Here is a 12693-nt window from a genome sequence, read left to right on the forward strand (position 1 = left end):
GTCCGTGATTTAACGGTCGTCCAGCCCCTCGAGGTCCCGCGTGAGATCCAGGATCCGCTCGACTGCCTCCGGCACGGGTTCGAGGCAGATCTCGTTCGTCCGGGTGTCGAACGAGATCAGCCCGTGGTCCGCTAACTTCGGAAGTTGGCGATGGTACAGGTCGACGCGGATTCGTCCGACCTCCTCGTCGCTGGGTTCGACCCCCTCGTACTTCGCGATGGACTCCACGATGTGTTCGAGATCGTCGTTGTCGTGGTGGTTGAGGTGAAGGAGGACGAGGCGACGACGCGTATCCCCGAGCGCGTCGAAGAACCGGTCTATCTCGGCCCCGCCGTCCTCCACTATCTGCGGACGGCGTTGGTGACCTCCCCCGCGGTTTAGTCCGCTAGAGAACTCCTCGGAAGGAGCGTCAGACATCTGTTGTGTATTTGAAATTACGATACATAGTTGTTTCCCCTAATTAAGAAAACAAACGTAGCCCGATAATCCCGCTCTTCCGACCTCCCACCCGCGCTACTTCCCGCCCCGAGTGGTGCCAGCATCGGTACGTAGCGTGGAAGCATCAAACGTATCGAGCGTCAGGGGGTTCGAGATAGCCGAATACGCCGGAGGTCGCGTCGGGTGCGAAGTCGATACTACTGGATATGGCCTTCCTCGCGCAGCTGGTCGGCCTCGGCCTTCTCGTAGCGCCAGGTCACGTCGCCCTTCTCGTCCTGCCAGTCCCACGGCTCCACGAGCACGACGTCGCCCTCCCTGATCCAGATGCGCTTCTGCATCCGGCCGGGGATGCGCGCGGTCCGCTCCGTGCCGTCGGCACAGCGCACCGCCACGCGGTTGGCGCCGAGCATGTCCGTCACCTCGGCGAACACCTCGTCGTCCTCGGGCATCCGGAGGTCCGTGCGCCCGCCGGAGTCGTCGTCGCTCATGTTGGGGGGAGTTCGGCGGGGCGGGGTTTAAAATCGCCGGGAGGAACGCGACGGAATGCCCGGGACGACGGGACCGGGGCGGTTTAGGCCCCGGGGAAGCGAGAACCGAGCATGCTCGACAAACTCGGTACGGTCGGACTGGTCGGCCTCCTGCTGCTGGTCGTCGGTATCGCGCTCGTCGCCTACGCCGACCTCGTCGTCGCGGCGGGAATCGCGCTGGTGATCGTGGGGACCGGCCTCGTCGTGAAGGGCCTCGCGAGCGGCCTGATGCGGCAGTTCGGCTTCGCGTAGTCGAACCGAGGAGACCCCACCGGTTCGGCCACTTCTCGTCCGGTTCCGGCACCGCCAGCACCGGCACCGCCGAGCGACGCTGGACCCGCGGGGTGACCGCGCCGGCCGAGACGAGTCGCCCGACTCCGGAGCGGTCGCGGGCGCCCACCACGATGAGATCGGCCTCGTGGTCGGTGGGTCGTGAAAAACGGAGGCAGCGACGGACTCGGAGAGGGTGCGGGGCTACTCGTCGTACTCGGCGAGCACCGCGCGGCCGGGCGCCACGAGTTCGTCGAGGTACCGGGCGAGCGCGCCCTTCGCGTCCGCGGGGTGGAGTTCGCCGGACTCGAGGTCCGCCGCGAGGGCCTCGTAGTCGTCGTACTCGAGGTCGCCGCCGTACTGCTCGGGGCGCTCGACGACGACCGTCTCGAAGCGCGGGAACACGTGGTGCTGGAAGATCTCCAGGACGGGGTTGCGTCGCTCGTTCCCCTCCCCGTCGGGGTCGGGGTCGCGCGTCGGCGGGCAGTAGGCCGCGTTGACCTTCTCCTCGATCGACTCGGTCGAGTCCTCCATCGAGATGGTGACGCCCGTCGAGGAGGACATCTTCCCGACGCCGTCGTCGAGGTTGGCGATGATCGGCGTGTGCAGGCACGGCCGGGCGTCGTAGCCGAGGTCGGGGACGACCTCGCGGTGGAGCATGTGCACCTTCCGCTGGTCCATCCCGCCCACGGCCAGGTCGAGGTCGAGGTACTCGACGTCGAGCGCCTGCATCAGGGGGTAGACGACGTGGCTCACCTTCGCGGTGTCGCCGCCCTGGATCTCGGCCATCGCCCGCTGGGCGCGGTTGAGCGTGGTCGAGAGCTCGAGCTGGTGGAGGTCGAGCGCGTAGTCCTCGTCGAGCTGGAACTCCGAGCCCAGCACGAACTCGGTGTGCTCCTCCTCCAGCCCGTAGGCGACGAACTGGGCTTTCATCCGCTCGGCCGTCTCGCGGATCTCCTCGAAGGTGCCCTTGTCGTTGAGGTAGGCGTGCACGTCCGCGAGCAGGACGACGATCTCGAACCCCGCCTCCTGGAGGTCGATGAGCTTGTTCGCGGTGAGCATGTGCCCGATGTGGAGGACGCCGGACGGCTCGTAGCCGACGTACGCCCGCCTGCCCTCGGGGTCCTCGGCCAGCGCCCGCACCTCCTCCTCGGTGACCACCTCGGAGACGTTCCGGGTGATCCGCTCGTAGGCGTCCATGTAGGTGGGGATTCGCGTGCGCCGATTACGTCTTTCGGATGTGTGCTGATTCTTCTGAGTGGGATCTGCCGGGTTCTCGATCGAGTTTATCGAAGGTGTTTGGTCGGGTATCGGCGCGAGGATCGTGACCGCAACGAACTCGAAAGCCCCCGCACGCTCGGCCCCTTTCAGCCCCACCCGCCGGAAACTCGTCCCAGCGATGCGGCCCGGCTATCGCGTGGCACGCCGTCGGTAGTCCCCCGGGACGCTCGTCCGGCCGCCAGTCGCGATAGCAGCAGCGGTGCGGTCTAGCGCTTGCTGGCGGATGGCGCGCGTGACTGCGAGCCGAAGGCGAGCGACGCGCGCGAGGCGTCAGCGAGCGAGCATCGCAGTCGGCTGGGGAGGCCGGTGGTGTCTCGTCACGCCCAGCAGTAGTGGTCTGCTCCGCTACCGAGCCGGCAGCAACGATACACGAACAACAGCCGCCAGCAACGACGAAGAGACGCTAAACTCGTAATCCGACCTACTCTAGCCGGTCCAGCACCGCGTCCGGCTCGTACGCCAGCGAGAGCGAGCGCGACCGTCCGCGTCCCTCGACCTCGGCGTACTCCGTCTCGAGGATGCCGAGCTGCTCCAGCTTCTTGATGATCTCCGAGTAGCGCGTGTATCCCAGGTCCGTCCGCTCGTGGAACGCCTCGTACACCGCGCCCGCCTGCTCGCCGTCGTGGGTCGCCAGCACCTCCACCAGCGCGCGCTCGGACTCCGAGAGCCCCCGGAGCGAGCGCGACAGGTGGACGTACTTCGACTTGTCGTACGCCTCCTCCACGTCCTCCGTCGAGATGGTGCGCGAGGCGCGCATCTCGGCGTTCAGCCCGGCGCGGCGGAGCAGGTCGATGCCGACACGGAGGTCGCCCGACTCCGCCGTCAGCTCCGCGACGCGGTCGAGTTCCTGGCTCCCGAGCACGCCGTCGTGGAAGCCGCGCTTGGCGCGCTCGCGGAGGATGTCGACGATCTCGTTCGTGTCGTAGGTGGGGAAGTACACCTCCTCGGGACGGAACACCGACTGGACGCGGGAGTCGAGGTCGTCCATCACGTCGAGCGAGAGGTCCGAGGAGACGCAGATGACGCCGATCTTCGCGCCCGAGTGGGCCTCGTGGGCCCGCAGCAGCGAGTACAGCGTGTCCGAGGCCTCGTTCTCGTAGAACAGGTAGTTCACGTCGTCGAGCGCGACGACGAGCACGTCGTCCTGTTCGACCAGCCGGTCGGTGATCTGGCCGAACAGCTTCTTGAACGAGATGCCCGAGGACGGCGGCTCGTAGTCGAACAGTCCCTCGAACACGCGCGAGAACACCGCGTACCGCGTCGAGTCGACCTGGCAGTTCACCCGGACCGTCTCGACGTCGGTCTGGGCGCGCAGCTCGCCGAACAGCTTCTGGACCGCGGTCGTCTTCCCGGTGCCGGGCGGGCCGCGCACGACCGTGTTGAGCGGCCGCGAGCCCCGCGCCGCGGGCCGGAGCGCGTACTTCAGCGACTCCAGCTGGCTCTCGCGGTGACGGAACGTCTCCGGGACGTAGTCGATCTCGAAGACGTGCTCGTCCCTGAACACGGATTCGTCCCACGAGAGCATCCCCTCTTCGGGGTCACCGGGCATCGTGTTGAGAGGTCTCGCCCCGGACTACTTAACCGTTTGGCGGTGGCGCGGCGGAAGTGAAAGTGTACGGATGGGGGCGTCGTACCGGGGTTCGCGGTGATTCCAGTTTCAGTTTCAGTCCGTCGGTCGCGGCCGTTTCCGCCCAGACGACCGGAATCGGTCAGGGTCTAGAACTTCTCCAGCAGCCCGTCGTAGAACCCCGCCGACCCGCCACGATTCGCGTCCCCATCTCCGTCCCCCGCCCCTCGACCGTCCGACGCCTCCCGCGCCTCACCGGCCAGTTTCTCCACGATCAGCTCCGGCGTCGAGCGCGCGAGGTGGTCCTTCCGCGGCGAGCGGTTCACCACCAGTTCGCCGTCCTCCAGCCCGACGGCCTCGATGCCGTCCACGGCCACGTCGAAGTCCGCCGCCGCGCGGATCTCCCGCGCGAGGTGGGAGACGAACACCGCCGTCGTGCCCTGGCCGGAGAGCGCCTCGAGGATGCCGGCGATGATCTTCGCCGAGGCGCCCGGTTCGGTGATGGACTCCAGTTCGTCGACGAGGACCAGTCGGCCGGTCGCGCCCTCGACGAGGTCGCCGAAGTCCCGCAACGTCGACTCGAACGCGCCCGCGTCGAGCGTCCCCTGCGACTTCGCGTAGTAGTGGAGCTCCGAGAAGCGCTGGAGGCGCACGGAGTCGGCCGGGACCGGCAGCCCCATGTGCGCCAGCGTGACGACGAGCGCGACGAGGTCGAGCGTCGAGGTCTTCCCGCCGGAGTTCACCCCCGAGAGCAGCGTCACGCCCGACACCTCGTAGTCGACGGGGTCCACGTCCGCGAAGTCGACGTCGAGCAGCGGGGAGCGCCCCGCCTCGATGGCGAACCCGGCGGCTCCGCCGCCCCCGCTCACCGCCCCGTCCGCGCCCGCTGTCTCGTCCGCGCCCACCGCCTCGCCCGCACCCGCCGCCCCGCCCGCGAACTCGGGGAACACGCAGTCGAAGTCGCGGGCGAACCGCGAGACGGCGAGTTCGACGTCGAGTTCGAGCGCGTCGCGCACGAGGTCGTCGGCGTCCTCGCGCAGGTCGGCAAGGTCCGACGCGAGGTCGGCCTTCAGCCGCGAGGCGCGGCGGTCCCGCGCGGTCTTGAGTTCGGTCCGCAGGCGGTTCAGGGGCTCCTCGTTGTGCTCGACCGGGAAGGTGGGGTCGCCCGCGAAGATCCGTTCCGCGTACTCGGTCTCGCCCGAGTCGAGCCCGAGCGCGTCGACGAAGTGCTCGCGGGCCCGCGCCAGCGCCTCGTCGTACTCGTCCGCGAGTTCCCGGGAGAGCAGTTTGTCGACGCGGGCGCCCTGCTCGACCAGCGAGAGGAAGTCCTGGCCCTGGATGGTCACGTCCTGCTCGCGGATGGCGTCCCGGAGGTGGTCGTTCGCGACCGACCCGGCGGTGCCGGCCGTCGCGTCGAGGTCGTCCACCGCGTTCGAGAGCCGCCGGAGTTCGTCGTCGCCGACGACGGTGCCGTCCTCGTCCAGCCGCGAGAGCGCGTCGCGGAGGGCCGCGAGGTCGCAGACGGGGTCCATGTCCGCGGCCTCGTGGACCGCCGCGGCGGCCTCCAGCCGTCCGCGATTCTGCGCGAAGAACGCGAGCAGGCGCTCGGGGGCGACCTCCTCGACGTTGTCCTCGGGGTCGGGAACGACCCGGACGTCGCCCTCCACGTCGATGCCGGCGAACGCCTCGTCGAGCGCGATCACGGTCGAGTACGACCGCGCGAGCTCCGCCAGGTCGCGGGCGTCCTCGACGACCTCGACCGAGAGCTCGGGGAAGGCGGCCTCGGCCTCGGCGAACCGCTCGGCGTCTGCGGTCGCGAGCGCCCGTTCGCGAACCCGGAGCCCGCGCGGTTCCGCGAAGGGTTCGACGCCCGAGAGCGCGTCGAGTACTTCCGAGTTCGGCTCCCGCTCGACGGCCTCCCGGGCCCACGCGCGCACCTCGTCGATGCGTGACTGGACGGCAGAGGGGTAGAGCGTGCGGAGCCGCTTTCTGGCGTAGTCGGTGACGGCGCGCTCCTGGAGGAGGCCCAGCGCGTCGGCGTACACCTCGTCGGCGCGGTCGGTCGCGGTCCAGCCGCCGGGGTCGTCGTGGCGGCGGCGGATGGCGCCGCGCGCGACGGCGGCCGCCCGACCCTCGGTGATCCCCGGCGCGCGGGCGATCGCCGCCACGTCGCCCGCGCTGAGGGCCGCTTCCGGGTCGTCCAGGTCGGCGAGCGCGTCGGCCGTCTTCTCGCCCACCCCCGGAATCGACGTGAACTCCATTCGCTCGGGAGTTATCCCCGCTCGTCAAAAGCGTTCCCGAGTGTGTGGGACGGTGTCGTTTGTGTAGGAATGGTGTTTCCTCGGGGTGATTTCGGTGAGTACGTGCGTGGAGGAATCGCGGCGATGACGTTCTCTTGCCGGCTGTGGAGACAAGCAGACCACTAGTGCTTGGCGTGACGAGACATCACCGGCCTCCCTTACCTCGGAGCACGCTCCTCGGAAGTCACACTCGCTGACGCTCGCGTGACCAGCCGATTCACTCGCGGTCGGCGCGCCACGAGGGCGCGCCGGTTCGCTTCATCCCTCGCACGCGTGTGCTCGCTTCGCGGGACTCGCTCCGCTCGACCCGCGTGCTCTCGTTCGCTCCTGTCGTCGTCGCCGGCGCGAAGCGCCGGCTTCCAGCGGGACCTCCGGTCCCGCTCGGCTCACGAGAACCCCACGAGGGGGCTCGCGTCACGCGCGCCACCCGCAAGAGGCGCCCAATCGGGTGGGCGATGCAAGGGAAATGGCCGATTCCCACTGCGACGCGTTCGGAATCGTAGCTACGCCGATCCCCGGACGAGTGCGGGGTGGGACTTTCGCGGTCGTTGCCACCTTGTCGGCTGGCGCTGCAACCGGAACTCCGCACGACACGAACCACCCCAAACGCGGGGCTTTTGGCCCGCGAGTCCACAGAACACCCATGAACGACGACGTCGCGGCGAAGGTGGCCGCCGCAAAGGAGGCCCTATCGACCCACGACGGCGTCCTCGTCGCCTTCTCGGGCGGCGTGGACTCCAGCGTTGTCGCGGCGCTCGCGTACGACGCGCTCGGTGACGACGCGGTCGCGTGCACGGCCAAGAGCGAGACGCTGCCGGCCGAGGAACTCGACGACGCCCGGCGCGTCGCCGACGACATCGGCATCGAACACGCGCTCGTGGAGTTCTCCGAACTCGACGACCCGGACTTCGTGGTGAACGGCGACGACCGCTGTTACCACTGCCGGACGATGCGGCTCTCCCGGATGTACGAGGCCGCACAGGAGCGCGGCATCGGCACCGTCTGCGACGGCACGAACGCCTCGGACCCCGGCGAGGGCCACCGGCCGGGCCTGCAGGCCGTCGAGGAACTGAACGTCGCCTCGCCGCTGCTGGAGGCCGCCATCACCAAGGACGAGGTGCGCCAGATCGCCGCCCACTACGGCCTCGACGTGGCCGACAAGCCCTCGATGGCCTGCCTCTCCTCGCGCATCCCCACCGGCCTCGAGGTGACCGAGGAGCGCCTGACGCGCATCGAGAAGGCCGAGCGCCTGCTGCGCACCTGGGGGTTCTCGCAGTTCCGCGTGCGCGACCACGACGGCCTCGCCCGCATCGAGGTAGGCGCCGACGAACTGGAGGCGGCGCTGAACCCTGACTTCGTGACGGCCGCCCGCGACCACCTCCTGGACCTCGGGTTCGACCACGTCACCCTCGACCTAGAGGGGTACACGACCGGGAGCGTCAGCCCGGCCACGAGCGGACAGGAGGACTCCGCGAGTGTGAGTCCGGCCGAGAACGGGGCGGGAAACTCCCCGAGCGCCGGGTCGGAACCGACGGCCGGCGCCGGCGGAGTGGAAACGGAGGGGTTCGGCGACGACGCCGACCCGGAGGACGCCCTCTCGCGGGAGTACCCGACCGGGCGATAGACGGCCGGCAAGCGGCGTTCTCGTCGCCCGGCTGGCCAGGTGGTAAGTAGTGGGTCAGTGGTTCGGCTGGACGGTCGGCTCCGGCTGGAACCCTGTCTCGTTCTCCGCGACCAGTTCGGACTCGCCGTCCGTCACCCGGAACTCGTTGAGCGCGCAGTTCCCCTGCTCCTGTTCCAGCGTCGCCGTCACGACGTCCAGTCCCTTCACGGCGCCGGTGACGGCGTACAGCGGCCCGCCGTGCGTGACGACGGCGATCGTCGCGTCGGCCAGCCCCGCGATCGCGGCGTTCCACGCGTCGAGCACGCGCTCGCGCATCGCGAGCAGGCTCTCGCCGCCCTCCGGGACCGCCTCGGCGGCCGCGTACCCCGTCCGGCCGAGCGCGTACTCCGGGTGGCCCTCGAACAGGTCGGCGTACGAGAGCCCCTGGAAGCGCCCGAAGTCCCGCTCGCGCCACGCGCGGTCGAGTTCCGGGTCCGCGCCGACGGCACGACCGAGGAACCGCGCGGTTTCGGCGGCGCGTTCGAGGTCGGAGGCGAACACGCGGTCGACGTCGTACTCGGCGGCGACGTGGGCCGCGAGCGCCCGCGCCTGATCGCGCCCCCGGCCGGTGAGCGGCGTCGGGGCCCACCCCTGCACGCGGCGCTCGCGGTTCCAGGTCGTCTCGCCGTGCCGACACAGCAGCACCGTGGCCATCGCCCGGAGTTAGGGTGGTGGTGAGAAAAGCGGTGCCCCCGAACGATCGGGGCGACTTCCGGCTACCCTCCGGGGCGAGTGCCGAGCACGCGCCTGACTACATCAGGGACGGACTCGAGGGTTCAGTGCCAGGGATAGACTCGACGGTTCACTGATCGGGGTCCTCCGCTGCGGGAAGCGTGAAGGAGAACGTCGCGCCCTCGCCGGGTTCTGAGTCGACCCAGATCTCGCCGTCGTGACGCTCGAGGATGCGCTGACAGAGCGCGAGGCCGATGCCCGCGCCGGGGTACTCCTCGCGGCCGTGGAGCCGTTCGAACACCTCGAATATCCGATCCTCGTTCCCGGGGTCGATGCCGACCCCGTCGTCCGCGACGGAGACCGTCCACGTGGATCCGGATCGCTCCGCGGAGACGTGCACACGCGGCAGTTCGTCGCCGCTGTACAGGATCGCGTTCGACAGGAGGTTCTGGAGGACCTGCCGAAGCTGTCCGGCGTCGCCCTCGACCCGCGGCAGGTCCTCGGTCGTGATCTCGGCCTGGTGCTCCTCGATCTGCACCCGGAGGTCCTCGCGGACGTTCGCGAAGACCGACTCGAGGTCGACCGGTTCGAACGGGTCGCCCCGCGACTCGACCCGGGAGTACCGGAGGAGTCCGTCGACCATCTCGCGCATCCGGTCGGCGCCGTCGACGGCGAACTCCAGGAACTCGAGACACTCCTCGGAGAGTTCGTCGGACCGCTGCTCGATCAGTTGCAGGTAGCTCGACACCATCCGGAGCGGTTCCTGGAGGTCGTGGGAGGCGGCGTAGGCGAACTGTTCGAGCCGCTCGTTCGACGTTTCGAGCGCCTGCTCGCGCTCCACGCGGTCGGTGATGTCACGGAAGTAGACGGAGACGCCCGTCTCGGACGGGTAGATGTTCGCCTCGACCCAGAAGTCGAGCGTGTCGTAGTAGAGCTCGTAGCTGGTCGCCTCCTGCGTCTCCAGCGCCGTGTGGAAGGCGTCCCAGACGTCGTCGATCTCGGCGGCGGAGGGGAACACCTCCCAGAGGTTCTCGCCGAGCAGCTCCTCCGGGGAGTGCTGGAGGAGCTCCGCGGCCCGCTCGTTGACGTGGGTGAACCGGAACTCCTCGTCGAGCGCGTAGAACGCGTCTGTCACCCGGCTCAGGATCTCCTTCGACTCGCCTTCGAGCCGTTTTCGCTCGGTGATGTCGGTGAAGGCGAAGATCGCGCTGCCACCCTCGCCGCCGTTGGCCGGTAACGGCGACCCGTTGACCGAGACCCAGACGCGCTGTCCGTCCGGTTGGCGCAGGCCGAGCTCCACGTCGAAGACCGGTTCCCCGGTCGCCATCACCCGTGTGAACGGCGCCTCGTCCTCCGGTAAGGGGTTCCCCTGCGCGTCGACGAGGTCGAACCGGGAATCGTCGTGGGAGTACGTCTCGATCTCCCCCTCGCTACGGCCGTAGATCTCCTCGGCGCGCTCGTTGGCGAACTGGAGCGCGCCGTCCGCGCCGACGATGACGATGCCGACCGGGCTGGTCTCGACGATCCGGTCCTTGACCCGCGTCTCCTCCTCGAGCCGTCGCTTCGTCCGCTCGTTCTCGATGGTGGACGCGAGGACGTTCGCGACGGACTGGACGAAGTTGGCGTCGTGTTCGGTGAACGCCCGTTCCTCGGTCGTGTGCACCCCCAGGACGCCCCAGGGGTCCTCGAGCGAGCCGACGACGACGCTGATGCCGCTGACGACGTCGTGGTCGACGAGCAGGTCCGGCCCGGAGAACCGCTCCTCGGTCCGGAGGTCGTCGACGATGACAGGCTCCTCGGAGAGCAGGGTGTAGCCCGCCTGCGAGTCGAGGTCGGTCGGGGCCGTCGCGTTCCCGACTAGTCCGTCCTGCCAGCCGATCCCCTGGCGAAGGAAGACCTCGTCCCCGTCGGGCAACAGCTCGAGCACCTTGCAGTACTCGTTGTCCAGCGTCTCGGCGACGGCGACCGACGCGTCGTGCATCAACTGGTCGAGGTCGTCCGTCTCGAGCGCCTGCTGGCCGAGTTCGGCGACGACCTCCTGTTGACGGATCCGCTCGCGCAGTTCCGCGTCCGCATCGGAAGTCGAACCCATTCTAAACCTGATAATAGAGAGGTGCGTGTAAAGTCTTCCATCGACGCTGTGCACACACGACGGTTCGTGCGATAGTACGGAGCGACACGACCGGTGGCAGGCCGACCGGGTCGCACCCGACGGCTAGTTCCCCGTCCAGCGCAGCAGCGCGAGCGTCCCCTCGAACAGGACGATCATCGTCGCGACGACGATGATGGGCGCGAAGCCCGTCGGGTCGACGGTGATGAACGTGAGCGCCAGCCCGAGGAACGCGCCCCAGAAGATGAGCCGGCGGTCCTCCAGCCACTCGCGCGTGACGACGCCCATCATGATGGCGAGCTGGATGAACAGCGGGATCTGGAACACGATGGCGAAGTAGCCCATCATGATGAGGATGAGGTTGAACGTCTCCTTCAGACCGAACGCGAGTTCGGCGGTGCCGACGGTGTAGCTGATGAAGTAGTCGAAGACGAACGGGAGGACGGCGAAGTGGGCGAACGCGGCGCCGACGATGCCCAGCACGAGGCTCGTGGGGACGGCGGCGAGGTAGTACCGGCGCTCGTGCGGGTACAGCCCCGGGCGCATGAAGCGGTACGTCTGGTAGACGAACATCGGGAGGCCGGCGAGCAGGCCGGCCAGCCCGACGACCTTCAGTTTCGTGAGGAGGTACTCCAGCGGGCCGTACACGTAGGGCGAGTAGCCGTCGTCGGCGCCCGGCGAGGACGGCAGGCCGACGTGGAAGTCCCAGAAGTAGCGGATGAGTTCGGCGGCGCTCGGCACCGCCGGCGAGACGCTCCCGACGAACAGCACCAGCCCGGAGACGACGGCCGCGACGAGGAACACCGCCGAGAGCCGTCGCATCATCTCCTCGATGTGCGCGGTCAGCGGCATCTCCTGGTCGGACTCGGGGCCTTCGCCCCCGCCGCCGAGCGCGTTCCCGACGTTCTCGACGGTCTGCATTCCCTTCTCGGCCGCCGTCAGCTCCTCGTCCTCCTCGGGAAAGCCGCCGGGGGGTTCCGGGGGCGCGTCGCGGGGGGTGGCGTCCGGCACCGGCTCGTCCGGCGGTTCGACCTCCTCGATCCGCGACTCCTGTCCCGGGTTCCCGTCGTCAGCCGACCCGGACGTGACGTCCTCCACCGGGCCGCTTAGCGGCGTGTCGTGGTCCGTGCTCTCCGGACCCTCGCCCTCGTCGCCTTCGTCGGCAGCTGTGTCGTCTGCATCGTCGGTATCGTCGACGTCGTCGCCGTCGTCGGCGTACGGGCTCCGACGGTCCACCACAACCTCGTCGTCTCCATCGTCGTCGTTGCCATCGACGGCACCATCGTCGGCACCGTCGGCCGTGTCACCGCCGAGCGCGTCATCGTCGGTCGCGTCGCCGTCACCGTCGATTCCCTCGTCCGCGTCCGTCGCCGGACTCGTCGTGTCCGCGTCCGTCGCCGAGTTCGCTTCGTCCTCGTCGTCACCCGCGTCCGAGTTCGGTTCGGTCCAGTCGGCCTCCGCTTCGTCGGGGTCGGTCCCCCCCTCGGCGGATTCGGCTTCGCCCTCCCCGGCGCCGTTCGTCGCGGCGTCGGTCTCGGTGGGGTCGTCCTCGCGGTCGGACGCGGACTCGTCGGTGCCGTCGCTGCGCGTCGGCTCCTTCGGCCCGTCCGCGTCCTCGGTCATCACCCGACCTACCTCCCCGGTCAGTTATAGGCCTTTTCCGATTGGCTCGTCACGACCGCGGCCGCGTCTACCGGTCGGTAAGGGCTACCGAGGTTCCTCGAATCGACGGGGCCTCGACGGCCGTCGGACTCCGGTCCACTACCGCGAACCAGGTCACCCACCGCGAGCGAGGCGCGGCGAAGCCGCGCCAACCGACCGAGCCAGGTCGAAAGTCGAGCAGACGAGTGCAGGGCGGAAGGGCG

The 12693-nt window shown here is 69.1% G+C and carries 10 protein-coding genes and 1 pseudogene; 2 read left to right on the forward strand and 9 right to left on the reverse strand.

Annotation, left to right across the window (positions count from 1 at the left end; translation table 11 throughout):
- Positions 1–9: 9 nt before the first annotated feature.
- Positions 10–417, reverse strand: coding sequence for a DUF7344 domain-containing protein (locus HUG10_RS22275; RefSeq protein ID WP_449272350.1), 408 nt, complete (start codon positions 415–417; stop codon positions 10–12).
- Positions 418–635: 218 nt separating this feature from the next.
- Positions 636–926, reverse strand: a complete 291-nt coding sequence (gene eif1A / locus HUG10_RS11515; protein ID WP_179169713.1) for a translation initiation factor eIF-1A — start codon at positions 924–926, stop codon at positions 636–638.
- Positions 927–1037: 111 nt separating this feature from the next.
- Between eif1A and HUG10_RS11520 the strand changes: the two genes are divergently transcribed.
- Positions 1038–1217 (forward strand): DUF7470 family protein, encoded by a 180-nt coding sequence (locus HUG10_RS11520; RefSeq protein WP_179169714.1) that lies wholly within the window; start codon positions 1038–1040, stop codon positions 1215–1217.
- A gap of 58 nt (positions 1218–1275) precedes the next feature.
- On the opposite strand, the pseudogene HUG10_RS22175 reads toward HUG10_RS11520, so the two are convergent.
- The 4 genes and pseudogenes from HUG10_RS22175 to HUG10_RS11540 all read right to left on the reverse strand — a co-directional run.
- Positions 1276–1377, reverse strand: a pseudogene (locus HUG10_RS22175) (hypothetical protein); the annotation flags it as partial.
- 62 nt (positions 1378–1439) lie between these two features.
- On the reverse strand, positions 1440–2435 hold the full coding sequence (locus tag HUG10_RS11530; RefSeq protein WP_179169715.1) for a tyrosine--tRNA ligase: 996 nt from the start codon (positions 2433–2435) through the stop codon (positions 1440–1442).
- A gap of 502 nt (positions 2436–2937) precedes the next feature.
- Positions 2938–4065: an ORC1-type DNA replication protein gene (locus tag HUG10_RS11535; RefSeq protein WP_179169716.1), complete on the reverse strand. Its 1128-nt coding sequence runs from the start codon at positions 4063–4065 to the stop codon at positions 2938–2940.
- Between the two features lie 167 nt (positions 4066–4232).
- The gene (locus HUG10_RS11540; RefSeq protein ID WP_218780589.1) at positions 4233–6344 is read right to left on the reverse strand and encodes a helix-hairpin-helix domain-containing protein; all 2112 of its coding nucleotides are present in this window, start codon (positions 6342–6344) and stop codon (positions 4233–4235) included.
- A 682-nt stretch (positions 6345–7026) separates the two neighbouring features.
- Here HUG10_RS11540 and larE point away from each other — a divergent pair.
- On the forward strand, positions 7027–8007 hold the full coding sequence (gene larE, locus HUG10_RS11545; RefSeq protein ID WP_179169717.1) for an ATP-dependent sacrificial sulfur transferase LarE: 981 nt from the start codon (positions 7027–7029) through the stop codon (positions 8005–8007).
- Between the two features lie 54 nt (positions 8008–8061).
- Here larE and HUG10_RS11550 read toward each other — a convergent pair whose 3' ends face one another.
- The 3 genes from HUG10_RS11550 to HUG10_RS11560 all read right to left on the reverse strand — a co-directional run bounded on the left by HUG10_RS11550 (position 8062) and on the right by HUG10_RS11560 (position 12451).
- Positions 8062–8700: a histidine phosphatase family protein gene (locus HUG10_RS11550; RefSeq protein WP_179169718.1), complete on the reverse strand. Its 639-nt coding sequence runs from the start codon at positions 8698–8700 to the stop codon at positions 8062–8064.
- A 148-nt stretch (positions 8701–8848) separates the two neighbouring features.
- The gene (locus tag HUG10_RS11555; RefSeq protein ID WP_179169719.1) at positions 8849–10810 is read right to left on the reverse strand and encodes an ATP-binding protein; all 1962 of its coding nucleotides are present in this window, start codon (positions 10808–10810) and stop codon (positions 8849–8851) included.
- Between the two features lie 123 nt (positions 10811–10933).
- Positions 10934–12451: a twin-arginine translocase subunit TatC gene (locus HUG10_RS11560; RefSeq protein WP_179169720.1), complete on the reverse strand. Its 1518-nt coding sequence runs from the start codon at positions 12449–12451 to the stop codon at positions 10934–10936.
- Positions 12452–12693: the final 242 nt, after the last annotated feature.

This window comes from Halorarum halophilum, assembly GCF_013401515.1.
Taxonomy (GTDB): Archaea; Halobacteriota; Halobacteria; order Halobacteriales; family Haloferacaceae; genus Halorarum; species Halorarum halophilum.

Coding starts and splice junctions, on each gene's coding strand:
- HUG10_RS22275 (WP_449272350.1), bottom strand. CDS start 417: ATGTCTGACGCTCCTTCCGAGGAGTTCTCTAGCGGACTAAACCGCGGG.
- eif1A (WP_179169713.1), bottom strand. CDS start 926: ATGAGCGACGACGACTCCGGCGGGCGCACGGACCTCCGGATGCCCGAG.
- HUG10_RS11520 (WP_179169714.1), top strand. CDS start 1,038: ATGCTCGACAAACTCGGTACGGTCGGACTGGTCGGCCTCCTGCTGCTG.
- HUG10_RS11530 (WP_179169715.1), bottom strand. CDS start 2,435: ATGGACGCCTACGAGCGGATCACCCGGAACGTCTCCGAGGTGGTCACC.
- HUG10_RS11535 (WP_179169716.1), bottom strand. CDS start 4,065: ATGCCCGGTGACCCCGAAGAGGGGATGCTCTCGTGGGACGAATCCGTG.
- HUG10_RS11540 (WP_218780589.1), bottom strand. CDS start 6,344: ATGGAGTTCACGTCGATTCCGGGGGTGGGCGAGAAGACGGCCGACGCG.
- larE (WP_179169717.1), top strand. CDS start 7,027: ATGAACGACGACGTCGCGGCGAAGGTGGCCGCCGCAAAGGAGGCCCTA.
- HUG10_RS11550 (WP_179169718.1), bottom strand. CDS start 8,700: ATGGCCACGGTGCTGCTGTGTCGGCACGGCGAGACGACCTGGAACCGC.
- HUG10_RS11555 (WP_179169719.1), bottom strand. CDS start 10,810: ATGGGTTCGACTTCCGATGCGGACGCGGAACTGCGCGAGCGGATCCGT.
- HUG10_RS11560 (WP_179169720.1), bottom strand. CDS start 12,451: ATGACCGAGGACGCGGACGGGCCGAAGGAGCCGACGCGCAGCGACGGC.